The sequence below is a fragment of the Schaedlerella arabinosiphila genome, assembly GCF_003885045.1.
GTDB lineage: Bacteria > Bacillota > Clostridia > Lachnospirales > Lachnospiraceae > Schaedlerella > Schaedlerella arabinosiphila.
Genome location: NZ_RHJS01000002.1, coordinates 1,515,449 through 1,539,035, shown reverse-complemented (window position 1 = coordinate 1,539,035; position 23,587 = coordinate 1,515,449). Strand labels below are relative to the sequence as shown.

Here is a 23,587-nt window from a genome sequence, read left to right as displayed (position 1 = left end):
ACTATGAATGCAGGATATGTCCGCTTATCCAGAGATGACGATAAACGGAATTATTCTTCTATCGAAAACCAAAAGTTGATCATCAATCAATATGCGGCTGAACACAACCTTGTGATCGACCGCTGGTATGAGGATGACGGTGTTTCCGGCTATATCTTTGACCGCCCCGGTTTTAAACAACTTATGGATGATTTAAACAAAGATATTGATACTGTCTTTGTAAAGGATTTTTCCAGATTAGGCAGGCATAATGCGAAAATACTGCTTCTGCTGGATGAATTTCAAGAACGGGGCAAACACCTGATCGTAATTGATGATCATTACGATAACGAAGTGTCCGAGGATGACACGATCGGTATCACCACATGGTTTAATGAACGTTATGTCAAAGATACAAGCAAGAAAATCCGCCATGCATTAGGCGCTAAGCAAAAGGAAGGTACACTTATGACACAGCCGCCATTTGGATATCGAAGAACAGGAAAAAAGAAAGAAAGTCTTGAAATCGTACCAAAAGAAGCAGAATGTATCAAATTGATCTACGATTTATATATTCAAGGCTGCGGTTATCGGAAAATATCTACTTATCTTACACAACAGGGAGCGCCTACTCCTTCCATGATCCGTAGAGAACGAGAATTGGAAGAAGGCAGAAACACGGATCGTCATGTCGCTGCTGTCTGGTCTGATGGTATGGTCAAAGACATCTTGGATAATGATTTTTATATCGGTACTTTCCGTTTACGGAAAAGAGCCAGAAATACCGTTCATGGAAAGGACAAGCGCGTCCCGAAAGACGAACAGTATGTTTTTGAAAATCATCATCCGCCGGTCATTGACAAAATGACCTATGATCTGGTACAGGAATTAAAAGAAAAGCGTACAAAATCCCGTTATAAGGGCAGCCGTGGACAATGGATCGGGTCTGAAATACCCAATCCATTTGGAAGCTGCCTTTACTGCAAAGACTGCGGCAGTAAACTGACGTCTATTGAACGGCAGACATCAGCAAGAGTGCGTAAATATTATATTTGCAGCACCTATAACACAAAAGGGAAACGTTATTGCTCTAAGGCACATTTAATTGAAGAACAAGACCTTATGGAGGATGCAGTGAGTTATATTCGTATGTGCCGTAATGCCCTTTGTGAAGTGATAACTACCTATGATATGAAAGACTTCGCGGCAGAGCAGAAAACAATAGAAGAAAAATGCATTGCTATCAGAGAAGATATAGATGAGGTAAAAAAACAGCTGCGAACCCTATTTTCTCAGAAAATCAAGGACATTGCCAGTAATCCGGACAATGAAGATTTAATTAAGGAAAGTTATGAGTCCATACAACAGGATCTAACAGCACGAGTCCACGCTCTTGAATTAAAGCATGACGAGTTGAAACACACAGAATTGGAAACTCCGGATGTAAAAGACAAGCTGCATACAGCTCTTGAAGTTGTAGATAAGATCATCCAGAAAGGAACAATGAACCGCAAAGATATAGAAATTTTAATAGAACGGATTGAGGTTGATGAAAATGGCTTGCCGGAAATCAAATTAAAATATGGTTTATCTGATTTAGTTCATTACAGTGCAGCTGAAGAACTAAACCGTCACGAAAATGAAGTTATCCTTGCAGCTATGTGTTTGATCAGAGACGATGACAGAGGTTTTACCTCTGCTAAATATCTTTCAAAACATCTTACAAATATGGGCTATCCCAAATCCACGAAATCTGTACTGCCATATATTACAATCCTGATTGAGAGAGGGATTATAGAACCTTGTGAAGATAAGCTAAAACCCTATACAATCGTAAAAAGTAAAGCAGAAATCGAGGAAATGGTTACTAATTTACATAATAGTGATGTCAACAGGTGGTATGCCGGAAATGGTATTCGAGTATATTCTGAAAGAGAACGGCATCGACCCGAGTTCAGACCTGGAGATCAACCAGAGCATTGATTTCGGCGCTACAGCGGCGGCATTTTCTGAAAATCTGGGAGATTTTACGGTGGAATTTGAACCAGGAGCAACCGCTCTGGAGAAAGAAGGAAAAGGCTATGTCGTGGCCTCCCTCGGCGAGGACAGCGGATACGTTCCCTACACGGCTTTCAGTGCAAAGCAGAGCTTTATAGACGAAAATCCGGATACAATCCAGAGCTTTGTAAATGCCCTTCAGAAGGGAATGGATTATGTTCAGTCCCATTCTCCGGAAGAGATTGCAAAAATCATAGAACCCCAGTTTCCCGAATCAGACCTGGAGACCATCACCACCATCGTAACAAGATATTATGACCAGGATACCTGGAAAGAAAACCTGGTCTTTGAAAAGTCCAGCTTTGAACTGCTCCAGGATATTCTGGAAAGCGCCGGGGAATTAGAACAGCGCGCCCCCTACGAAGACCTGGTTACAACCAGTTTTGCGGAAAAGGCGGCAAAGTAAAATAACCTGCAAGCATGGCTGATTGGCTCGTTGCTTCGCGGGAATAAACAGCATCCCACACAGAAAAACCGGGTCAGCTCCGCGATTCTTCATCGCCGGAGCTGACCCGCAGAGATTACTCTCCCGGCCTTCCCGGAAGACCGTTTTCTAATTATTCTTCCATATTTTGACTTCACAAAATATTATAGGTTTGTTTACAATCCGTTCAAAAATGTATCACATTTTTTCCACAACTCAAAGATATAATGTAATTGTTCGAAGATAAGAACACTTTTTCATAAACTTTTTCCCCCTTTGAGTCACAGCAATGTGGCTCTTTCCTTTTGCCCTCCGATACTTGCAAAGCGCAATACATCCATCCGCCTGTCCCAATGCTCTGAGGAAACGCCTGCCCCCGCTGCTTCGCGGAAAAAATGGGCCATAAAGCCTGTGCAACAAAACCTTATGGCCCATAGGTCTGCTGTCTGCCGTTGTGTTTCAAACGGATTTGCAGAGATGTATTTGTGCTTCATCTCATTCTAACAGATTTATGGATCTATTATTCATAATCATCTTCAAATGGATCGTCATACTCGTCGTCATCCTCATAACCGTCCGAATTTCTTGAGACAATTCCCAGCACGAGGAAAAGGATGCCTGCCACAGCCGCGCCGATCGCACAGAACAGGAACATCTTATCATCCTGACGTTTTAAGAACGTAAATACGGCGGCTCCGAAGTAAAAGAGCATGGGCAGGATAAACGCGAAGATCGTATTGCGGTTCTGCATAATCAGCAGGAGCAATCCGGAAACAAGCATACAGATTGCGAATATAATGAATGTGGTTCCTGTGGAAACCGTACTTCCGGATGCAATATTTTCCAGTCCTTCAAAAAATCCGCCGTATGCGAAAAATCCGGCCGCCAATACGGATATGACTCCTAAAATGATTCGGGGAAGGCGGAATCTTGCTTCGGTATATTCCGCGTCGTCATAATCCATCTCGTCTTCATCTTCATACTCGTCTTCTAAGCTTGCCTTCGGATCCGGGCGCTTTTTCACAGGCACGGGCCGTTCCTTTTTTACGGGCTGTTCCTCCTCGGGAAGAGGCTTTTTCTTTTTCGCCGGCTTGTGGTTCGGGTCCGTGGAAAGCATGTCCTCATATCCTTTTCTGACCGCATGCTCCTTTTTCACCCGTACTTTTTCCGGGGGAATATTCCCGTAGCGCTGTTCCTCTGTTTCGGCAGCGCTCTTACGGACGGGCCTTTTCTTCGGCGCGCCTGCCCCCTGAACTTCCGTCTCCGGGTTTACCGGGCCTCCGGGCGCTCTCTTCTTCACAGGCGGTTTTCCGGAACCGGGCCTTTCGCCAGGGGCCTTTTCCGAAACCGTGCCGCCGGACGGACGTTTTCCGGAAACCGGCTTTCCACCCTTTGCCTTCTCTCCGGCGGGCTTATGGGCTTCCGGATTCCTGGTGCCCTTCTCAGGGGACGGGCCTCCTGCAGGCGCTCTCCGAGGTGTCTGTCCCTCGGCGGGAAGACTTCCATCGGCCGGCTTCCTTGCACCCTTCCGGTCGGAAGAAGGCTCTCCTGACGCCGGTCTGCGGGGGCCGCCTTCGGCCGGAGCATTCCCAGGCGCCGGCTTGCGGACTGGTTTTACCTCTGCAGAAGCGCTTCCCTGAGCCGCCCGTTGGCCGGCCGGGGCTCTGCGCCTTGCCTTCTCCTCCGGTAAAGCCGGATCTGCCGCAGCCTTCGACTCCGCCGAACTCTGTTCCGCCCCGGCTTTATGCCGGGACTCTCCTGAACCTGGATCTGCCGCCGGCTTTTTCCGGGGATCTCCTGAACCTGGATCTGCTGCCGGTCTTTTCCGGGGCTCCCCCGGGCTCATATCCGTGGCGGCTTTCTGCGGCGCCTTCTTCTCCGGGAGCGGCCTGCCTGCAGATGGGGCCGAAACTGCTTCTTTTGAAGAACCCACGCCCTCCGCCGCGGTTCTTTGGGACACCGCGCCCTCCGAAGGCGCTTTCCTGCGCACCGGCTTTGAGGGCGATACATGATCCGCCTGATTGGATTCCTTCTCCGGCATTACGGCAGAAGGCTCTGCCTTTCCGGTATTGGCCGCCCCATCCGGAGCTGCTTTCCTGGCACGCTGCTTGTCAAGGTTCCACTGCTTCTTACAGTCACGGCATACTGCATATTGATGAAAGACCGGTGCGCCCTGCTCGTCGACACCAACCTGTTTCTTCTGTAACTCAACATCTTTTCCACATATCGGACATTTCATGATGTGCATTTCCTCTCTTTTGTATTCGCCAATTCAAAGGATAAAACATCTGTTTCGATTTTGGCTAGAACCATTATAACATTTTATACCGATAAGAACAATGACAAAATAAAGAGTTTCTTTTTTTATTGCTCCCGATCCGATTTGGATTTTTTTGCAGAGATCACCGGCGGTTCAAATTGATATACATCGTTGTATGCTTCCAGTTCTTCCTCGGACCTGGGAAGAAATGGGATCAGCCCGGTACAGTCCCGTGCGGACGCCGCATTGGACAGGTAATCATAATCATCAATCAGTTTTTCGTTTTCTTTCGGATTTAACATATTTTATCACCTCGGTTTTATTATTTGGCCAAAAAGAATTTGTATTCGAGGAAAAATGTGGTAAACTATAATTCTGGTGATCCAAGATTGCTTTTATCAATGAAAGAAAGGAATGATCAAACACATGAATATAATCGCAGATACACATGCACATACACTTGCCAGCGGCCATGCCTACAGCACCATACACGAGATGGCGGCCGGGGCGGCCAAAAGGGGGATGCAGTATCTCGCCCTGACCGAACATGCGCCGGAAATGCCGGGCACCTGCGGGCTTTTTTATTTTCAGAATCTCAGGGTGATCCCCCGGGAAATGCACGGAATCCGGATGCTGTTCGGCGCGGAGCTCAACATCATGGACACAGACGGGCGGGTGGACCTGCCGGAATCTACCATAAAGAATCTGGATATCGCGGTGGCAAGCATCCATGTCCCCTGCTTCGGGGCCGAACACACCCGCGAGGAGGTCATGAGCGCTTATGTGAACGCCATGAAAAAAGATTACATCCACATAATCGGACATCCGGACGACAGCAGGTTTCCCATGGATTATGAGCTGCTTGTAAAGACGGCAAAAGAAACCCATACCCTTCTGGAAATCAACAATACTTCCCTCCATCCGGAAAGCTTCCGGGAAGGCGCCCGGGAGAATCTTTTGACCATGCTGGACCTCTGCCGCCGGTATGAAGTCCCCGTTACCACGGGAAGCGACGCGCACGTGGACGCGGATGCAGGCAATTTTACCTTTGCCCGGGAAATTCTGGAGGCCTGCGATTTTCCGGAAAAGCTTGTCGTGACAACGGATTTTGAAAAACTCAAAGCTTATCTGAACTGCAGACGATAGAACAGGACGTGCCGCTATGATCGATAAAAAATTAATCCCCGTGGGCGGGCTGAAAAAAGAACCCTTCTCAGGAGGCCATCATGGAATGCGGTATTTTTTCCGTTCGGATGAAAGCAAGGAGACGTTTTCCGTATTCGTCTATCCGGAGCCCTGGTCATTTGAACAGACCGAGGACGAAGAGAAATGCAGCGCATCCTTTCCCATGTCGGAAGAGGGGATGGATGCCGCCATTGCATGGCTTTTTGAAATGTATGAATCCAAAAAAGAAAGCTGGACAGCCGCAGAAAAGAACCGGATGCATATTGTAAACGCAAAATAACATTTGGGCAGCGGACGCTGAATCGGTTTATTTTGATTTTAGATTTTTCATAATTTCTTCCATCTCTTGTCACATCCGATTCACAAATGGCTGTTATGATGTATGCATACTTAAAGAAGACGATGGCTGCGGATGCAGCAGGCATGTGCGGCCATTGGACTTCGCCTAATGAGGACTCAGTATTGCATTACTTAAGATTATTTTCTAAATTTTGATAGATTTCCCTTTTCTCCGAGCTGTCCGCATCACCTGCGGCAGCTCTTTTCTTTCTGAAGGCGGATCAAACGCCGCCTCACGTAAGTCGAGCCTGCTGCTTCACAAGACTAAAAGAAGCAGAGCATCCGATTCCAAAGAACCCTTTCGCTCTGCCTCTGTTTTTATCCTGTACCCAATGGCATCCCCTTATAGCCAGAATCAGGCCGGTTATCGGATGTATCCCTGCTGGTACGCCATGTTCCGGTTAAATGTATACAATTCCGCTATGGTCGCCTGATAATAGGGCTCAACATAGAACACGCCTGCGATCCCGAAGGTGATCCCCTCCAGCAGACGCCAGCCGATAAAGGACAAATCCAGCACGAATACATTCCACTTCTGCCCCATCATCATCCGCTTGCTGATCGCAAATGCCTCCCGTCTGTCCATCCCCGGATTTTCCGCCAGGATATAGGGAATCATCAGATATTCATAGTGCTTGATGATACCGGGCACCACAAACAATAGAGACCAGAGGCCAAGAAACAGCCCCTTCAAAAACATCGTCACGACGATGTTCCCATACTGCCCGCTCTGGAAGGCTGAACCGAGCACGCCTGCCCCTGGGGTTCCCGTCTGGTTGTCTATAAAGAAGCGGCTTCCTCCCACCAGGAGAAGATTGCCCACAAATATCTTCAGTATCATAAAAAAGATGCTGATGATCCCCACCACCGCCGCAGCCACCAACGCGAACATTGCGGCTGCTATAGATTCAGAACTGCTCATATGATAACCGTAATGACCGCTCTGCGCAAAATCAAAGGCATCCGTAGCCCGGGAAGTATATCTTGAATATGAACTCCCTATGAAAAGCGCCATGACAAGCGCCACCACCACAGACGACCAGTAATTCCTCGTGAATGCAAGCTTTCCCCGCATTTTCAAATCCATTCTGTTCCACATAGTATACCCTCCCTTGTGTTCCACTTACAGATCCGTCCCGGAAATCCGCTGCGTCTCTGCATTCGAGCCTGCCAAACGGCGTTCCGTCAGATCCGGTCTGCTGTCATTTAGTATAGCACATTCTCCGGAATCTTAAAAGACTTATATCAGGATTTAAAAAATCACGTGAAAATCACGCAAAAGCTTTCATTGCGGTTCCCCCCTGACCGGGTGTAAACAGTAAGGTTCTTTCCCCTCTTGCATATTGCCGGATTTCATTTTATGATATCTGTATACCCAGGCCCCAAAAGTGCCGATTCACCACGAAGCTGCATATCCCTATGGGGCCGTGCCCGGGCGCAGACTGCGCGGATTTTTGCCTGCCTGCGTCCACACAGTAACCGAACAGCGGAGGTACATCCATGATCATTCAAAATTCCTGTAAAGCCGCCATCCAGTCCTGTCTTGATACGAAGACCTTTGCAGCGGCCCATTTGTATAATGACGAGAAAACCATGAATATCCACATCCACGACTGCTACGAGGTTTACTATTCCATCTCCGGCGGAAAGCAGTTTTTGATCGACAACCGGTTCTATGATTTCCAGCCGGGGGACATCTTTTTTATCAACCAGTATGAAAGCCATTATCTTTCTCAGATCGACCGCGTGACCCATGAGCGGATCGTGCTGTCCATATATCCAGACTATCTGAGGAAATTTTCAACCGGTCAGACCGATCTGGACGTTTGTTTCACCCGCAGGGACGCCTCCTTCGGCCATAAGCTGAGTCTGTCTTTGGAGGAACAGAAACGGTTTTTGTATTACATACACAAGCTCTCCAAAGAGGAGGACTACGGGCAGGACATCCTGGATCTGAGCGCGTTTCTGGAGCTGATGACCTGCCTGAACCGGATCTTTTTGCAGCGCTGTGAAAGGGATCGGGCGCCGGAAACTCCTGTGCCGAAAAAAGCCCCCGCCGCCCATACCGAACAGATCAACGCCATTTTATCCTATGTGAACCTGAATCTGACTGAAGAACTGACCATCGGAAAGCTTGCGTCCCATTTTTATCTGAGCAGCTCCTATCTGTGCCGGATTTTCAAAGACGAAACCGGAACCACCATCAACCGGTATATCACCGCCAAGCGGATCACCCGCGCAAAGGAACTGCTGTCGGAAGGGTATTCGGTCACCGAAACCTGCGGGATGTGCGGCTTCCAGGATTACAGCAATTTTCTGAAGGCGTTTACAAAGGCCGTGGGCATCTCCCCGAAAAAATATGCCATGTTTGAGCAGTAGAAAAAAGTGTGCGTCTTAACGCACACTCGAGGCGGATGTCCGAAAATGTCATCCCTCTATCACGGCTGTTTCCCGATGTATGCCAGGATTCCGCCGTCCACGTACAGAATCTGCCCGTTTACAAAGTCGGATGCGTCGGACGCCAGAAAGACCGCCGGCCCCATCAGATCCTCCGGGTTCCCCCACCGGGCCGCCGGGGTTTTGGAGAGGATAAACCGGTCAAAGGGATGCCGGCTGCCGTCGGCCTGCACTTCCCGCAGCGGCGCCGTCTGGGGCGTGGCGATATATCCGGGGCCGATGCCGTTGCACTGGATATTGTATTCCCCGTACTCGGAGCAGATATTCTTCGTCAGCATCTTCAGCCCTCCCTTTGCCGCCGCATATGCAGACACCGTTTCACGTCCCAGCTCGCTCATCATAGAGCAGACGTTGATAATCTTTCCGTGCCCCTTTTCGATCATATCCGGCAGCACGGCCTTGGACACGATGAAGGGGGCGTTCAGGTCGATGTCCACCACCTGGCGGAAGTCCGCCGCGCTCATCTCCGTCATGGGAATCCGCTTGATGATGCCGGCATTGTTTACCAGGATGTCGATCACACCCAGTTCTTTTTTGATACTCTCTACCATCTCTTGGACCTGCTCCTCGTCCGTCACGTCGCAGAGATACCCTTTTGCCTGAATCCCTTTTGCCTCATAATCCGCCAGCGCCTTGTCCAGGTGCTCCTGCCCCCGGCAGTTAAACGCGATTTTCGCCCCTGCCATGGCATAAGCCTCCGCGATGGCAAACCCGATGCCGTAGGCGCCGCCTGTAACCAGCGCCACCTTTCCCTCCAATGAAAAACGTTCTAATATACTCATATCCATTTCTCCTTTCTCTTGATCTGTATTCCGGTGCAATGTCCGCATTCGTTTTGACAGAACATGCCGCACCCCCAGCTTTTCCCGCCCGCTTTAATGCAGAAGCGCCTCCGCCAGCGCCAGGATCACCAGCGCCTGCCCGTAGGCCATGGGGGCGATCAGGATGTTTTTGTAGTGCTCCGCGTCCATCCCCATGCCGGTACCCCCGGACACCTTCAATACCGTGCCGTCCTCGTCTATATTTTCCAGAATAGCCCTGACGGCCCGCTCGGCGCATTCCAGATAGGAATCATCCAGAATCCCGAACCGGATGCCTTTGAGGATGCCCGCCGCGATGGCCGCCGAACCGGACACCTCCTCATAGCTCTCAGGATCGGTCAGTACCGTATGCCAGAGGCCGCTCCTGTCCTGCAGCTTTTTCAGCGCCGCAGCCTGAGCCTTGTAGGTGTCGATGACCAGTGTCTTCACGCCCGGGTTTAGGTTTCCTCTGGACATCTCGATGTATTCCATGCTTCCCAGGGTGAACCAGCTATTGCCCCGGCACCAGAAGACGCCGCCGAAATTGTGGTTTCCGTTGAAGGTCCACCCGTGGTAAAACAGGCCCGTCTTTTTATCGTACAGGTACTTGATATGCATGAGCATCTGGTGGATGCCCTCGTTGACCCACTCTTCCCTTCCGTACTTCTGCCCCATCTCATTCAGAAACAGCACCGTCATGAACAGGGTGTCGATCCACATCTCATTTTCATTTAAGCGGACCCCCTGCCGGTCCCCGTTGGCGCTGGTCACATGCTGGAAGCCCCCCTCCTTTGTCCTGGGGATGCAGTTCATAAGCCAGTCCGCCCAGTTCAGGCAGAGTTCCTCGAACTTCGGGTCGTGGTAATATTCGTTCAGCTCCGCCAGCGTCAGAAGAGGGGTGGTGGTGTTGATGTTGCGGGAGGGCAGGCCCAGCTCCATGTTCCCCGAAAACCAGTTGTGCAGAAATTCCTTATATTTCTCGTTTTTGTCGTACTGCATGATCCGGAGCAGCCCGTAAAGGCCCACGCCCTGGGGCCAGTCCCATTCCCGGATTCCGAAGTCCCGCTTGAAAAATCCGATCGCTTCCCCGCCGGTTTCCTCCAGTTCCTTCTCGTTTTCCGGTCCCCCCAGATTCAAAAGCTTCTCGATCACCAGATCCAGTTTTCTTCTGAGTTCCGTTTCGTTCTTCTTCATTTTTTTCCTTTCCTCCGATATGCTTTGCAAATTCATGTTTCCTATTATATACTCTTTGTAACAAGGTACAAAAGAGAAAGCAGGTGATATTTTGGAAAAAGTAACCTACTATGCCTCCATCGACGGTATTTCCCTGGAACATATGGTCCGCTACGGCAAGTTTGATATGCGCGTGAAGCATTTTCACAACGAATATGAGATCTTCTATATCCTGGAGGGCGAACGTCTCTTTTTCTTCAATAACCGCAATTTTATTGCCTCCAAAGGGGATCTGATCCTGGTGGATACCAACCTGATCCACATGACCAAATCCGTTTCCGAGGACGACACCGGGCACAACCGGATCATCCTCTATGTAAGCAGCCGCCGCATGCAGGATCTGGACCGAAAATATCCGACCCTGCAGCTGGTGCGTTTTTTCCATCAGCACTACGGCGTCTATCATCTGACCCCAGGGCAGCAGGAACAGTTCATGGATCTGTACTACCTGTTCAAGCAGGAGTGCAGGGAAAAGGAGCACAATTACAAGCAGGCGGTAGAGCTTGCCGTAACCTCCTATTTCCTGCGGCTCACCCGGGAGCTGGACTATCAGGCGCAGGAAGGCCCCCTCGGCCCGGACATCGGCAAGTACCGGCATGTGTACGAGATCGCCGATTACCTGTCTGAGCACTGCGAAGAGACGCTTTCCCTGGATGATCTGGCCGCCAGGTTTTTTCTGAGCAAATACTATGCATGCCGGGTCTTTAAAGAGGTCACCGGCTATACCATCAGCGAATACATCAACATCCACCGGATTCAGAAGGCCAAACGGTATCTGGAAGAGACCGACCTGAGCGTGGCCCGGATCGCCGACTTGGTAGGCTACGGCACCATGACCCATTTTGAAAAAACCTTCAAGACTTACATGACCGTATCCCCGTTAAAATACCGCAAGACTCTGAACATTGTGACCCACACCAACCACCCTGCCAATCCATGACTGTTTCTGATTGCTTACAGCCGCGGCGCGGTCACAGGCTTTTGTACCAAAGCCTGCCTGCGCCCGGCGTTTTTTTACCCCAATGCCCTGTTACATCAGCCCCAGCACCGTAGGAAGCCAGGTGCTGAACGCAGGTACGAATGTGACAAACAACAGCGCCGCCAGGATGGCCGCAAAATACGGGATCAGCCTGGAAATTACGTCCTCCACTTTCAGCTTGGCCACGCTGCAGCCTACGAAAAGGACGCTTCCCACCGGCGGTGTCACCGTTCCGATGGACAGATTCATGACCATCATCACGCCGAACTGGATCGGGTCCATGCCGATATTCGTGATCACCGGCAAAAAGATCGGAGTGAAGATCAGCAGCGCCGGAGCCATATCCATGAATGTCCCTACAATCAGAAGGATCACATTGATCAGCAGCAGGATCACGATCTTATTGTCCGACACGCCCAGCATCAGGCTGCTGATCGCCTGGGGCAGCCCGGTAAAGGACAGCACAAAGGACAGGACGGAGGATGCTCCGATGATCAGCATGACGATGGTGGTCATCACTGCCGCGTCCACCAGGATCGCTTTCATGTCTTTGAGCTGAATGCTCTTATAGATGAATGCGGACAGGATAAAGGCATAGATAACCGCAACCCCGGAAGCCTCCGTCGGTGTAAAGTACCCGGACAGGATTCCGCCGATGATGATGACGATCAGCAGAAGGCTTGGGATGGCTTCCCACACGACTTTTGCCGCTTCAGCGCCGGTCAGCTTTTCCCGTTTTACAACATAGCCCTGTTTCTTCGCGTACAGAAACGCAACGATCATGCAGAGGAACGCCCACAGAAGTCCCGGAATCCATCCTGCCATAAACAGCGTTGCCACCGAAGCGCCGCCGCTTGCCGCGGAATACACGATAAACGCGTTGGTGGGAGGGATGAGCTGTCCCACCGGAGCCGTGGCGATGTTGGTAGCCGCCGAGAATCCCTCGTCATAGCCCTGTTCCTTTTCCAGAGGGTTCATGACTCCGCCGATGGCCGTAGCCGCCGCGATTCCCGAACCGGACAGGGAGCCGAACATGGCGTTTCCCGCGATATTGGTCAGCGCCAGGGAGCCGGGCACCTTTCCAAGAAACAGCTCCGCCAGGTTAATCAGCCTTCTGGCGATCCCGCCGCTGCTCATCAGCTGTCCCGCCAGTATGAAGAACGGAACTGCAAGGAGCGTAAAGCTGTCAATGCCGCTGACCAGCTTCTGGGCGGAGATGAACATTCCAAACTGTGGCGTCAAAAACATGATGATGGTGATCATTGCCGACGTAATGATGCAGAATGACACGGGCACGCTCATAGCCAGCAAAAAAAAGAATAATATGATCAATACCAAAGCCGCTTGTAACTGCATTTATTTCCCCTCCTTTTTCATGTCCGAATATTCCTTTACAAACTGCAGCAATCTTTGTACCGAATAGGCCGCCGTCAGAATCCCGCAGATGGGCACGCCGATGTAGTAGAACTGCATGGGGATCTGCATAGCCGGGGATACCTGTCCGGCCGCATTCACAGATACCATGATCCCTCCTGCGATCATCACAAACACGCTCAGGAACAATACCAGAATTTCAATGAAGATCTGGTTTTTCAGCGTTCCTTTTTTGGTAAAGGTGCCTGTAATGAACCCGATGGAAATGTGCTGCCCTCTTCCATAGGCATAGGGAACTCCCAGCATGGTCAGCCAGATCAGCGCATACCGCAGAAGCTCCTCCGTCCATTTGCTCGGGTTATTTAAGATAAACCGGGTGAAGATCTGCCAGAAGCATCCGGCCACCATGACCACCACCAGAAACGCCAGTACATACTCAATGATTTTATTGATCAGCTTCATCCTCTGTCCCCCCTATTTCGCATATTTCTGGATATCTTCATAAAGTTCCCGGTAGCTGTCCCCGCGTCCGCAAAATTCCTCGTGGATGGGGGAAACCGCCTCGATAAATTCGGACTTGTCGATATCCCTGTATACCTTGACGCCATGGGACTGGGCTTCTTCCATTGCCTCCTCCATCATGCCGTTGTAAAGCTTCTTAAAATTGTCATTGGTTTTTTCCAGGCACTCCACCAGGTAGTCCTGCTGATCCGAAGACAGCTTTTCCCACGCCTTTGTGCTGATGATGTAGATATCCGGGGAATACTGGTGCTCCGTGTATGTATAGGATTTGACCAGATCCTGGTGCCCGTCCACGGTCAGCGCAAGCTCTGTATTCTCCGCGCCGTCCACAATCCCCTGCTGCAGCGAGGTATAGGTTTCGCTTGCGGCCATGGGCACCGGGGAGCCTCCCATCCGGGAGATCATATCCATGGAGGTGGAGCTTGGCATGGAGCGGATCTTTTTGCCCTTGAGGACGGATGGATCCGTGCAGGCTTTGTCCTCTTTCAGATAAAAGTTGCGGGAGCCGTTGGCATAGTATCCGATGGCGATGAACCCGTCCTTTGCTGTGGAACGGAACAGCTCCTTCACCTTCTCGCTTTTTTCCATGGCCGTATAGTAGTGGTCCTGATCTACAAAAAGATAAGGTACCGCAAATATGGCATATTCATCGGCAAACTGCCCCAGGGTATTGGAACTGACCTTCGCCATATCCAGGATTCCCGCCTGGACCATCTCAATCTCTTCCTTTTCCGTCCCTAAAACGCCGCTTGCGTAAATGTTGACATTCAGGTTTTTTGATTCATCCTCGGCCGCAAATTCTGAAAACATTGCGATGGAATCGGCAATTTCCGATCCGGCGGATTGATTGTGCGCCAGACGGATTTCAACTTTGTCGGTGCTGTTTGCGCTGACCACAGATACGAATGTAACCGCCACTGCCAGCAGACCGGCTGCGGAGACCGCAATCCCAATCTTTTTCTTCATGCTTCCCATTTTTTACTCTCCTTTTCATTTCGAGAATCCGATACCCCGGCGGACGCTTACGCGCCCTCCTGCATGGGTTTCCCCTGCAGGCTTCCGATTTCTGCGGCCGCCTGGAATCCAGGCGTATCGTGTCTCCTCTTTGATTCATTTGTATCTCGTGCACTTTATGGTATTATTCTAGCATAAAAAAATCCGGGATTTTTCAACCATATTGTTATCATTTTCCTGTTTTCAAACTATATTGCTCTCAATTTCTGTCTATCCTGTCCATTTTCCCTTTTGAAACTATCTCATTTTGGTCAGATATTCTCTTTTTTATTTCCTCCTGTATCACCTGTCCTATCTTGAAAACATCTTTTTTTCCCTTCTGATCCGCTATGCCGCATTTCAGAAAAAGGGCTGTCGGAAATGCCGCGTTTGCACATTTTATATTCCGTTGCTTTATAAACAACCGCAATATACAGTGTTTTCGCATCATGTCCAGACAGCCCGGGTATGCTTGCTTTTATAATTTTCTCATAAATTCCAGATCTTGCGCCGCTGTTTCCGGGTTCATCTCTTCCCGCAGAAGGAAGAGATCAGGCCGGTTTTCGTGGAGCCACCGGGAGATCTCCTGGTATTGGATGACCCCTTCCCCCAGCAATACAGGGCAATATCCGCCGTTTTCATCAAAATAAAAATCCTTGACGTGCACGGCTTCGATGTATTTTCCCGCATATTTCAGCCATTCTCCCCAATACGCCTTCTGATCCGTCGTATCCGGGAACTCCAGCAGGTTCGACGGATCAAAAATCATCCGAAGGTGCTCCGGCTCGCCCACCTTGTCCATCACGTCCAGCAGGGCCTCCAGGCTGTCCAGCGGATGCCAGTACACCGGCTCTATGGCCAGCTTCACATCCAGCCGCACGGCTTCCTCCACGGCGCGCCGGATGCTGTCCGCCATATAGGGATACCACTGGGCTTTTTCCCGCTGGTTCAGATGGGGGTACGCGGTCTCCGTCCCCACCACCCCTGCGCCCACCTCTTTGCCGTAGGCCAGGCATTTTTTCAGAGTCTTTACCCCATGGTCGCGGACCACCGGGTCCGGGTTTCCCAGATCCATATAGCATCCAAATACCGGGATCTCCAGCCTGTTTTCCTCAAAGGCGCGCCGAATCCGTTCCAGATGCCCCGGCGTGATATCCTCGTATCTGCGGATTCCCTCGAATGCCTTGGGCAGGGCAAGCTGCGCCCCGTCATAGCCCTGGGCGCGCAAGACCTCCGCCAGCTTCTCAATCTCCATCCGCCCATAATCATGGGCGCGTACACCAATTTTCATCCTTCTCACCTCTCAGCTCCGCACTCCGGCACCGGCTTTTCCTACATCAGCTCCTGGTTTGCCACAGCGTCCATATCGTCAAAGTCCTGGTTCTCTCCCACCATGCCCCAGATAAAGGTATAGTTTCTGGAACCGCTTCCGGAGTGGATCGACCAGCTTGGGGAGATCACCGCCTGCTCATTGCGGACGACGATGTGCCTGGTCTCCTCGGGCTCTCCCATATAATGCATCACAAAGGCATCTTCGGGCATCTCAAAATACAGGTACACTTCCATCCTCCGGTCGTGGGTATGGCAGGGCATGGTATTCCAGACGCTGCCCGGTTCCAGGCTGGTCATTCCCATGACCAGCTGGCAGCTCTCCACCTGTCCGGGAAGGATATATTTGCAGATCGTGCGGTGGTTGGAATCTTCCAGGGAGCCCAGCTCCACCTTGTTTTCTTCCTTCACGATCACCACGCCCTCTTCCGGTTCTCCCTGGGGCCGAATCAGGACCGTGGGATATGAGGTGTGCGCCGGAGCGCTGTTCAGATAGAACTTGGCCGGGTTTTCGCAATCTGTGCTGGAAAATGTGATATCCTGAATGCCCATGCCTAAGTACATGCCCTCTTTGTGCCCTACCGTGTATTCCCTGCCGTCTGCCAGGATCTTTCCGGTACCGCCGATGTTGATTATGCCCATCTCGCGCCGCTCCAGAAAATGCGCGGCCCGCAGCTCCTCTCCCGCTGTCAGCGCCACCGCTTTTTTCACCGGCATCACGCCTCCTGTAATGATCCGGTCAATGTGGCTGTACACCAGCTTGATCTCATCCGCGAAAAAAAGCCGGGGGATCAGAAATTCCTCTCTCAGTCTCTGGGTCGTGTAATGCTTTACGTCCTTCGGGGACGATGCGGTTCTCAATTCCATTGTAAAAATCCATCCTTTCTGAAAACTTTGATCTGTAAGAACTGTCTACAGCATACCATACAAAGAAACCCATTTTCCTGTGATTTCTTCTCAAAAATGTTGCAAATCTTCTACAAAACCATCCTCCGAAGGACGAAAAACTTCCATCGAAAACCACTTCCCCCATATGGCTTTTAGTGTTATAATTAGAAAGGCGGGTTGTGAGTGCTCTGTAAAAAAGCACTCTTTTGTACAAAGGAGGAAGGTAGAATGAAGTTAGTGATTACGATGAGCCGCAGGTTTGGTACAGGCGCAAGCATTATTGCCAATGATCTTTCGGTAAGGCTTGGTATCCCTGTATATGATAAGGCATCCATTGAGCATAAGCTGGATGAGCATGAGTACGAATCCGAGGCCGAGGCCATCCGCAAGCTGGCGGAGAGCCCCTGTATTATACTGGGACGCTGTGCTTCGCACATCCTGAAGGACCGGATGAACGTCCTGAATATCTATGTCTGCGCAGACAAGGAAGACCGTATCCGGCGTATCATGAAACTGGAATCTCTCTCTTACGAAGAGGCAAAGGAAAAGCTGGAGCGCACAGATGAGCAGCGTGCCGCCTACTATCATGAACATACCGGCAGGGCGTGGGGAGATGTCAACGATTACCATATGATCCTGGACACTACGGAATTAGGGGTTGGGAACTGTGCCAATATACTGATGCAGTATTTCGAAAAGCTGGAATATATTTAAAGACGGAACCAAAAAAGACAGGGAAGTGCACGTTTGCCGCTGCCCTGTCTTCTCAATTTCATTCTGCTGGGAAGCGGCCCTCTCACCTAAGCCCGGCCCCATCCCTGCTATTCTTCGTCCGAAGTGTCTTCCTCGGAGTCCGAAACGTCTTTTTCCTGATCTTCATCGTCCGCGTCATCCGCATCGTCCTTTTTCTCGTCGGAGGAAGCTTTCTTGTCGTCCTTCGCATCCTCGTCCTCAGCCTTGGGGATGGCGATTCCCTGGTATGCGAATCCGATCTTCTGCCATACCTCGGCGTTGACGGACATCTCCGTATCCTCCCTCCACTTTTTCAGAAGAGAGTCGTACTGTTCGTCCTTCCGCTCCTTCACGATCCGCTCTTTTTCCTGATCCGTTGCTTCCCGGTCAAAAAGGCTGGTGACCTTTGCTACATACAGACCGCCATCGGAATCGATGGCATCCGTCACCTCATTCTCCTTCAGCTTATCCGCAGCCTTCACAACATCCACATAAGGAGCGGTCATCTCGGAATTAAAAGATGCGGTCTCTACTTCCAGGCCCTCTTTTTCCGCGGCTGCGTCGATGTCCTTCTCCTCGCTGTCCTGCAGCTCCTTGGCAAACTTCTCCGCCTTTTTCTTGAGATCTTTCTTCTCATCATCCGACATGGTCTCGCTCTGGCCGTCTTCCCCTTCCTTCGCGTATTCAAAATACACATACTTCATGATCTTCTTGGCCGCTTCTTCGTCGGAAACCTCCTCGTCCACGCCTTCTCTCATGGAGACGTCCATCTTCTCCTCGATTGTGGCGAGCCTCAGATATTCCTCGATATATTTTTTATAACCGGACACCACTTCTTTTGCTTCCAGCGCATTGCCTTCTTCAAAATCAGCTGCTGCCTTCGCGATCGCCTTCTCTTCCTCTTCCGTCACCGTCACGCCGTATTCGTCCGCGTGCTGGCTCAGAATGTAGAAATTCTCCAGATCCTCCATGAGCCCGCTCTTGACGTAGTTCTCATAGGATTCCTCTCCCCACTGCTGCATCCAGAACTCCGCCGGAGTCTCCCCAGTCAGGGTGGTATAGTAATTCTCATAACGGGACTGCATCATCCTTGAGTAAAAATTCGCAACCCCGTAGGAAACCTCGGCATCCCCGATGACTGCCACCACCTCGTCATGATTCACCTCCGGGGTGCTGCACCCCATCAGCAAACCTGCTGCAAGCGTTCCTGCCGCTGCCGCAGCTACACATCTTCTTTTCAACACCTTCATGTTATCCTCCTAAAGTATCTTATAAATGAAATACCTGTGCGGAACCTGTCCGCATACAGTATGATTATAATCCGTTTTTCCTATTCTAACAAGCCTTTTATTGCATTTAACAGGTTTTTCACAAGTTCCAGGATGTCCTCATCCTTTTCTTTGCCCGACTTATTCCGCTTCCGATAGATAAAACAGGGCGGATTATCTGCCCTGAACACCAGATTGCCGCGCCATGCCGCGATCAGCTCCGGAATCTTCTGAGGCTGTACCTTGGCCCTCTCGTACATGATCAGCTTTAGTTCGCCGCCCTTTTCCTCCACGCTGGTCACGTAGGCCGAGTGGGCCAGCGATTTCAAAAGCGCGATCTGAAGAAGCTGCATCACCTTTTTCGGGATATCTCCAAACCGGTCGATCAGCTCATCCACCATGTTTTCCATCTCTTCTTCGTTTTCCACGGCCGCGATCCGCTTGTAGATATCCAGCTTCTGGTACTCGTTGGAAATGTAGGAATCGGGGATGTAGGCGTCCACATTCAGATCCACCGACGTTCCGAAGATCTCCATCTCCAGCTCTCCCTTCTCCTGCTTCACCGCCTCGTTGAGCATCTTGCAGTACAGGTCGTATCCCACCGACTCCATATGCCCGTGCTGCTCCGCCCCGAGCAGGTTTCCCGCGCCGCGGATCTCCAGGTCCCGCATGGCGATCTTGAAGCCCGAGCCCAGATCCGTGAACTCCCGGATGGCGGCCAGACGCTTTTCCGCCACCTCCTGCAGAAGCTTATCCTTCCGGTACAGCAAAAACGCATATGCCATCCGGTTGGAACGCCCCACCCGCCCCCGGAGCTGGTAGAGCTGTGACAGCCCGAACCGGTCCGCGTCGCGGATGATCATGGTATTGGCGTTTGGAATGTCCAGCCCGGTCTCAATGATGGTGGTGGACACCAGCACGTCAATGTCCCCGTTGATGAAATCATACATGATATTTTCCAGCTGCCGCTCATTCATCTGCCCGTGGGCAAAGGTCACCGCCGCGTCCGGCACCAGCTTCTGCACATGGGCCGCCACGTCCGCGATGTCATTGACCCGGTTGTGCACATAGTAGACCTGTCCGCCCCTGGACAGCTCCCGCTCCATGGCCTCCCGAACCATCTCGTCGTTGTATTCCATCACATACGTCTGGATCGGCATCCGGTCCATGGGCGCTTCCTCCAAGACACTCATATCCCGGATTCCGATCAGGCTCATATGCAGTGTCCTGGGAATCGGCGTGGCCGTCAGCGTAAGCACGTCCACGCTCTCCCTTAGCTGCTTGATCTTCTCCTTGTGGGTCACGCCGAACCGCTGCTCCTCGTCTATGACCAGAAGCCCCAGATCTTTAAAGCCCACGTCCCTGGACAAAAGCCGGTGGGTGCCGATGGCAATGTCCACCAGTCCCTTTTTCATATCCTCCACGGTTTTCTTCTGCTCTGCCGGAGTCCGAAACCTGCACAGCAGGTCGATCCGCACCGGAAAGTCCTTCATCCTCTGGACAAAGGTATTGTAATGCTGCTGGGCCAGAATCGTGGTGGGAACCAGATAAACCACCTGGCGGCTCTCCTGAACCGCCTTAAAGGCCGCCCGGATGGCAATCTCCGTCTTGCCGTAGCCCACGTCCCCGCAGACTAAGCGGTCCATGATCTTACGGCTTTCCATGTCCCGCTTGGTATCCTCAATGGCCTGAACCTGGTCCTCCGTCTCCTCGAAGGGAAACATCTCCTCAAATTCCCTCTGCCATACCGTATCCGGCCCGTATACATAGCCGTCCGCCTCCTGCCTCGCCGCATAGAGCCGGACCAGGTCCTTGGCGATGATCTGAACCGCCCGGCGGACCTGCTTCTTGGTCTTCATCCACTGCCCGGTGCCCAGCTTGTTCAGCTTGGGCTTGGCGCTGTCTGCCCCGGCGTACTTCTGGATCAGGTTGAGCTGGGTTGCCGGGATATAGAGGACGCCGCCCTCCGCGTAGGCGATCTTCATATAATCCTTGGTCACCTTTTCCACCTGGATCTTTTCGATCCCGTGGTAAATGCCCAGCCCGTGGTTCTCGTGCACCACATAGTCCCCGGGCTTCAACTCGGTAAAGTCCTGGATCTTCTGCCCCTCATAGGTCTTCCGCCGCTTTTTCTTCTTCTGCCGTCCGAAAATATCCGTCTCCGAGATGACCGTGAACTTCAGAAGGGGATACTCATACCCCTCCTCCACATGACCGTAGGCCGCCAGGATCTCTCCGGGCTTCACCTCCCGCTCCAGGTTCTCACTGTAGAAGCTGCTCAGGTCATAATCCCTGAGATCCTCCGCCAGACGCCTGGCCCTGGTGCGCGACCCGGACAGAAGCACCACCCGGTAGCCGCTGCGTTTCAGCCGCTTCAAATCCCGGGTAAGCATCTCAAAGCTGTTGTTGTAGGGGTTCACTCCCTTTGTCTCGATGCGGTAAGTCTTGCGCAGGCTAAAACCGCCGCACTTGGATTCCAGCGTTGTAAAGCCGATCCCTGAAAAGCGGTTCATCCGTTCCACAACCTCCTGGGAGGAAAAGATCTTCAGCTTCTCCTCCTCCGGTCCCATCCCGGCCTTTTCCCGGTTCTCCCGGCTCTCCCGGTATTCCTCCTCCGCCTCTTTGGCCCGTTCCAGAAGCCGGACAGGCTCATCCAGCAAAAGGATCATCTCCTCTTTGGGAAAATAATCCAGGAAGGAAACCAGGCTCCAGGAATCGTCGGAAAGCTCCGCCGCCGGGTAGAGATCAATGGATTCCAGGTTCTCAATGGAACGCTGGCTTTCCACGTCAAAGGCCCGGATCGAATCGATCACATCCCCCCACAGCTCCAGCCGCACCGGGGACTCCTCCGTCAGCGGATAGATATCCAGGATTCCGCCCCGCACGGCAAACTGCCCCGGGCTGTCGATCTCCGTCTCCCGGTCATATCCCATGCCTGAAAGGTCTGCCTGAAGCCTGGAAAAATCCACGCTCTCCCCCGCCTCCAGATGAATCTTCCGGTTCAGAAGCTCCTCCCGGGAAGGAAGCCCGTCCAGAAACGCATCCATAGTCGTAATGATGGCCAGGCCATTTTCTCCTTCTGTCTCCTTCTTTCCCGCGCCGTATTCCAGCAGCGCGCGGGCCACCTCCATCCTTTGGCTTAACAGATACTTCCCTTTGATGTCCGCATGGTAGAACAGAAGGTCCCTGGCCGGATAATAGAGCACGCTTTCATCCAGAAAACGGTACTCCTCCCACGCCTTTTTTGCTTTTTCCTCACTGGAAAAAACGATGAGTCTGTATCCATACCCATCGCCCAATTCATACATCAGATGTGTCTTTTGAGAATTCACGCACCCTGCGATCTGCAGGAGCCCTTCCCCTTTTTTTCGTTCCTGTATAATCTCTTCATAATCCGCAAGCTCATGCAGCGGCGCCAATAAAGCTCTCACGATCCCTACTCTTCTTTCTTTTTTCGATTATACTCATTCATTGCGGTTTCAATCCTTCCCTCCATAATCGTCTCTGCCGCACAGACCGCCATCTCATATCCTTCTTCCATCAATTGCTGCTCTGCCTTGGAAAAATGCCCCAGCACATAATCCGCCAGATCCATCTTCGGCGGCTTCTCTCCGACCCCCACCTTGATGCGCGGGAAGAACTGTCCCCCGATCTGTGAGATGATGTTCTTGATCCCGTTATGGCCTCCGGCGCTCCCCTTTGCGCGAATCCGAAGCTGCCCCGTACCGAGACTGACATCATCATAGATCACCAGCAGTTCCGTGGCCACGTCCACCTGGTAAAAATTGACCAGGCTGCGGACACTCTCCCCGCTCAGGTTCATGAAGGTCTGCGGTTTCGCCAGAATCACCTTCTTTCCATGGATCATGCCTTTTCCCATCAATGCCCTGTGCTTCTTTATATTTACAGAAATATTATATTTTTCGGAAATCCGATCTATAACCTCAAACCCCGCGTTATGTCTTGTCCCTTTATACTCCCTCGAGGGATTGCCCAGTCCCACAATCACAAACATCTAGACTTGCACCTCCATTTTTCTGTCCGTACAGGCGCCCGGCCTCTTTTTCTCCCGTTTCCGGCCGTTTCACAAGGTATGCCCAGGGGGCACCCCATCATGGCCATTCGGCCGTTTCACAAGGTATACCCAGGGGGCATCCCATTATGGCCATTCGGCCGTTTCACAAGGTATACCCAGGGGGCATCCCATTATGGCCATTCGGCCGTTTCACAAGGTATATTTCTCTTCTCTTTGTCATACACTATAAAAAATGCACTTTGGGAGGTTACTTTCATGAGTTCCAAAACCAAAATCATAGTTCTGCATATGAAAGAAATCATTTACACTGCCATATTCGCCGCACTTGGCATCCTGCTCATCATCCTGCTTGTCTTTATGTTCCGTCCCGACGGAAAAAAGCAGCCTGCAGGCGCCTCTGCGGAGAAGCACTATACCCCCGGAATCTATACCTCTACACTCACACTGAACAATGCCGATCTGGAGGTAGAAGTATCTGTAGATGAATCCCGCATCAACTCCATCCGGTTCTCCAATCTGGATGAAAGCGTCACTACGATGTTTCCGCTGATCCAGCCGGCCATCGAAGACATCGCCGAGCAGATCTATGATACACAGTCACTGGAAAACATTACGCTCTCCGGGCAGTCTCCCTATACATCCCAGGTCATACTGGATGCCATTGCCGAAACCGTAGAAAAAGCCGCAGTCGATTAGGCTGCGACTTTTTTCTGCTGCCTTTGCCATATGGC

Annotated in this window: 21 protein-coding genes; 8 read left to right on the top strand and 13 right to left on the bottom strand. The window is 51.4% G+C overall.

Annotation, left to right across the window (positions count from 1 at the left end):
- Positions 1-3: 3 nt before the first annotated feature.
- Both EBB54_RS07650 and EBB54_RS07645 read left to right on the top strand, forming a co-directional pair.
- A complete protein-coding gene (locus EBB54_RS07650) occupies positions 4-1,962 on the top strand; it encodes a recombinase family protein (RefSeq protein WP_125126980.1) in 1,959 nt (652 codons plus the stop codon).
- Complete coding sequence (locus EBB54_RS07645) at positions 1,889-2,443, top strand: ABC transporter substrate-binding protein (RefSeq protein ID WP_330554420.1); 555 nt, start codon at positions 1,889-1,891, stop codon at positions 2,441-2,443. The genes EBB54_RS07650 and EBB54_RS07645 overlap by 74 nt, the downstream gene beginning before the upstream one ends.
- A gap of 538 nt (positions 2,444-2,981) precedes the next feature.
- Here EBB54_RS07645 and EBB54_RS07640 read toward each other — a convergent pair.
- On the bottom strand, positions 2,982-4,700 hold the full coding sequence (locus EBB54_RS07640) for a DUF3784 domain-containing protein (RefSeq protein ID WP_125126978.1): 1,719 nt from the start codon (positions 4,698-4,700) through the stop codon (positions 2,982-2,984).
- Positions 4,701-4,825: 125 nt separating this feature from the next.
- Positions 4,826-5,023 carry a hypothetical protein gene (locus EBB54_RS07635; RefSeq protein WP_125126977.1) on the bottom strand — a complete coding sequence of 66 codons (198 nt, stop codon included), beginning with the start codon at positions 5,021-5,023 and terminating at the stop codon, positions 4,826-4,828.
- A gap of 124 nt (positions 5,024-5,147) precedes the next feature.
- Between EBB54_RS07635 and EBB54_RS07630 the strand changes: the two genes are divergently transcribed.
- A complete protein-coding gene (locus EBB54_RS07630) occupies positions 5,148-5,867 on the top strand; it encodes a phosphatase (protein WP_125126976.1) in 720 nt (239 codons plus the stop codon).
- A 16-nt stretch (positions 5,868-5,883) separates the two neighbouring features.
- Positions 5,884-6,186, top strand: coding sequence for a hypothetical protein (locus EBB54_RS07625; RefSeq protein WP_125126975.1), 303 nt, complete (start codon positions 5,884-5,886; stop codon positions 6,184-6,186).
- 423 nt (positions 6,187-6,609) lie between these two features.
- On the opposite strand, the gene EBB54_RS07620 is transcribed toward EBB54_RS07625, so the two are convergent.
- Entirely contained in the window at positions 6,610-7,344 is a 735-nt protein-coding gene (locus EBB54_RS07620; protein ID WP_125126974.1) for a DUF975 family protein, read from the bottom strand.
- Positions 7,345-7,745: 401 nt separating this feature from the next.
- On the opposite strand from EBB54_RS07620, the gene EBB54_RS07615 reads away from it, so the two are divergent.
- Positions 7,746-8,624, top strand: a complete 879-nt coding sequence (locus EBB54_RS07615) for a helix-turn-helix domain-containing protein (protein ID WP_004081300.1) — start codon at positions 7,746-7,748, stop codon at positions 8,622-8,624.
- Between the two features lie 59 nt (positions 8,625-8,683).
- On the opposite strand, the gene EBB54_RS07610 is transcribed toward EBB54_RS07615, so the two are convergent.
- Entirely contained in the window at positions 8,684-9,484 is an 801-nt protein-coding gene (locus EBB54_RS07610) for a gluconate 5-dehydrogenase (protein ID WP_205128750.1), read from the bottom strand.
- Between the two features lie 93 nt (positions 9,485-9,577).
- Positions 9,578-10,696, bottom strand: coding sequence for a glycoside hydrolase family 88/105 protein (locus EBB54_RS07605; protein ID WP_004081304.1), 1,119 nt, complete (start codon positions 10,694-10,696; stop codon positions 9,578-9,580).
- Positions 10,697-10,787: 91 nt separating this feature from the next.
- Between EBB54_RS07605 and EBB54_RS07600 the strand changes: the two genes are divergently transcribed.
- The gene (locus EBB54_RS07600) at positions 10,788-11,675 is read left to right on the top strand and encodes a helix-turn-helix transcriptional regulator (RefSeq protein WP_125126972.1); all 888 of its coding nucleotides are present in this window, start codon (positions 10,788-10,790) and stop codon (positions 11,673-11,675) included.
- 90 nt (positions 11,676-11,765) lie between these two features.
- Here EBB54_RS07600 and EBB54_RS07595 read toward each other — a convergent pair whose 3' ends face one another.
- The 5 genes from EBB54_RS07595 to kduI form a co-directional block, all read right to left on the bottom strand.
- Entirely contained in the window at positions 11,766-13,070 is a 1,305-nt protein-coding gene (locus tag EBB54_RS07595; protein WP_125126971.1) for a TRAP transporter large permease, read from the bottom strand.
- Positions 13,071-13,550 carry a TRAP transporter small permease gene (locus EBB54_RS07590; protein WP_004081310.1) on the bottom strand — a complete coding sequence of 160 codons (480 nt, stop codon included), beginning with the start codon at positions 13,548-13,550 and terminating at the stop codon, positions 13,071-13,073.
- A gap of 12 nt (positions 13,551-13,562) precedes the next feature.
- Positions 13,563-14,585 (bottom strand): TRAP transporter substrate-binding protein DctP, encoded by a 1,023-nt coding sequence (gene dctP, locus EBB54_RS07585; protein WP_125126970.1) that lies wholly within the window; start codon positions 14,583-14,585, stop codon positions 13,563-13,565.
- A 496-nt stretch (positions 14,586-15,081) separates the two neighbouring features.
- On the bottom strand, positions 15,082-15,894 hold the full coding sequence (locus EBB54_RS07580) for a sugar phosphate isomerase/epimerase family protein (protein WP_125126969.1): 813 nt from the start codon (positions 15,892-15,894) through the stop codon (positions 15,082-15,084).
- A gap of 41 nt (positions 15,895-15,935) precedes the next feature.
- On the bottom strand, positions 15,936-16,799 hold the full coding sequence (gene kduI / locus EBB54_RS07575; RefSeq protein WP_125126968.1) for a 5-dehydro-4-deoxy-D-glucuronate isomerase: 864 nt from the start codon (positions 16,797-16,799) through the stop codon (positions 15,936-15,938).
- Between the two features lie 249 nt (positions 16,800-17,048).
- On the opposite strand from kduI, the gene EBB54_RS07570 reads away from it, so the two are divergent.
- On the top strand, positions 17,049-17,534 hold the full coding sequence (locus EBB54_RS07570; protein ID WP_004081316.1) for a cytidylate kinase-like family protein: 486 nt from the start codon (positions 17,049-17,051) through the stop codon (positions 17,532-17,534).
- Between the two features lie 107 nt (positions 17,535-17,641).
- Here the strand turns inward: EBB54_RS07570 and EBB54_RS07565 are convergent, their stop codons facing one another.
- From EBB54_RS07565 to pth, 3 genes are all read right to left on the bottom strand, one after another.
- Positions 17,642-18,802, bottom strand: coding sequence for a peptidylprolyl isomerase (locus tag EBB54_RS07565; RefSeq protein ID WP_125126967.1), 1,161 nt, complete (start codon positions 18,800-18,802; stop codon positions 17,642-17,644).
- Positions 18,803-18,882: 80 nt separating this feature from the next.
- Positions 18,883-22,251, bottom strand: a complete 3,369-nt coding sequence (gene mfd, locus EBB54_RS07560) for a transcription-repair coupling factor (RefSeq protein WP_125126966.1) — start codon at positions 22,249-22,251, stop codon at positions 18,883-18,885.
- 5 nt (positions 22,252-22,256) lie between these two features.
- Entirely contained in the window at positions 22,257-22,835 is a 579-nt protein-coding gene (gene pth / locus EBB54_RS07555; RefSeq protein ID WP_004081321.1) for an aminoacyl-tRNA hydrolase, read from the bottom strand.
- Between the two features lie 276 nt (positions 22,836-23,111).
- On the opposite strand from pth, the gene EBB54_RS07550 reads away from it, so the two are divergent.
- A complete protein-coding gene (locus tag EBB54_RS07550; RefSeq protein WP_004081323.1) occupies positions 23,112-23,552 on the top strand; it encodes an FMN-binding protein in 441 nt (146 codons plus the stop codon).
- The last annotated feature ends 35 nt before the right edge of the window (positions 23,553-23,587 follow it).

What these genes read in the sequence shown, in the direction of transcription:
- EBB54_RS07645 (WP_330554420.1), top strand. Translation starts at nt 1,889, where the DNA reads ATGGTATTCGAGTATATTCTGAAAGAGAACGGCATCGACCCGAGTTCA.
- EBB54_RS07620 (WP_125126974.1), bottom strand. Translation starts at nt 7,344, where the DNA reads ATGTGGAACAGAATGGATTTGAAAATGCGGGGAAAGCTTGCATTCACG.
- kduI (WP_125126968.1), bottom strand. Translation starts at nt 16,799, where the DNA reads ATGGAATTGAGAACCGCATCGTCCCCGAAGGACGTAAAGCATTACACG.
- EBB54_RS07570 (WP_004081316.1), top strand. Translation starts at nt 17,049, where the DNA reads ATGAAGTTAGTGATTACGATGAGCCGCAGGTTTGGTACAGGCGCAAGC.
- EBB54_RS07590 (WP_004081310.1), bottom strand. Translation starts at nt 13,550, where the DNA reads ATGAAGCTGATCAATAAAATCATTGAGTATGTACTGGCGTTTCTGGTG.
- EBB54_RS07615 (WP_004081300.1), top strand. Translation starts at nt 7,746, where the DNA reads ATGATCATTCAAAATTCCTGTAAAGCCGCCATCCAGTCCTGTCTTGAT.
- EBB54_RS07635 (WP_125126977.1), bottom strand. Translation starts at nt 5,023, where the DNA reads ATGTTAAATCCGAAAGAAAACGAAAAACTGATTGATGATTATGATTAC.
- EBB54_RS07630 (WP_125126976.1), top strand. Translation starts at nt 5,148, where the DNA reads ATGAATATAATCGCAGATACACATGCACATACACTTGCCAGCGGCCAT.
- pth (WP_004081321.1), bottom strand. Translation starts at nt 22,835, where the DNA reads ATGTTTGTGATTGTGGGACTGGGCAATCCCTCGAGGGAGTATAAAGGG.
- EBB54_RS07595 (WP_125126971.1), bottom strand. Translation starts at nt 13,070, where the DNA reads ATGCAGTTACAAGCGGCTTTGGTATTGATCATATTATTCTTTTTTTTG.
- EBB54_RS07625 (WP_125126975.1), top strand. Translation starts at nt 5,884, where the DNA reads ATGATCGATAAAAAATTAATCCCCGTGGGCGGGCTGAAAAAAGAACCC.
- EBB54_RS07605 (WP_004081304.1), bottom strand. Translation starts at nt 10,696, where the DNA reads ATGAAGAAGAACGAAACGGAACTCAGAAGAAAACTGGATCTGGTGATC.
- EBB54_RS07640 (WP_125126978.1), bottom strand. Translation starts at nt 4,700, where the DNA reads ATGAAATGTCCGATATGTGGAAAAGATGTTGAGTTACAGAAGAAACAG.
- dctP (WP_125126970.1), bottom strand. Translation starts at nt 14,585, where the DNA reads ATGGGAAGCATGAAGAAAAAGATTGGGATTGCGGTCTCCGCAGCCGGT.
- EBB54_RS07565 (WP_125126967.1), bottom strand. Translation starts at nt 18,802, where the DNA reads ATGAAGGTGTTGAAAAGAAGATGTGTAGCTGCGGCAGCGGCAGGAACG.
- EBB54_RS07550 (WP_004081323.1), top strand. Translation starts at nt 23,112, where the DNA reads ATGAGTTCCAAAACCAAAATCATAGTTCTGCATATGAAAGAAATCATT.
- EBB54_RS07580 (WP_125126969.1), bottom strand. Translation starts at nt 15,894, where the DNA reads ATGAAAATTGGTGTACGCGCCCATGATTATGGGCGGATGGAGATTGAG.
- EBB54_RS07650 (WP_125126980.1), top strand. Translation starts at nt 4, where the DNA reads ATGAATGCAGGATATGTCCGCTTATCCAGAGATGACGATAAACGGAAT.
- EBB54_RS07610 (WP_205128750.1), bottom strand. Translation starts at nt 9,484, where the DNA reads ATGAGTATATTAGAACGTTTTTCATTGGAGGGAAAGGTGGCGCTGGTT.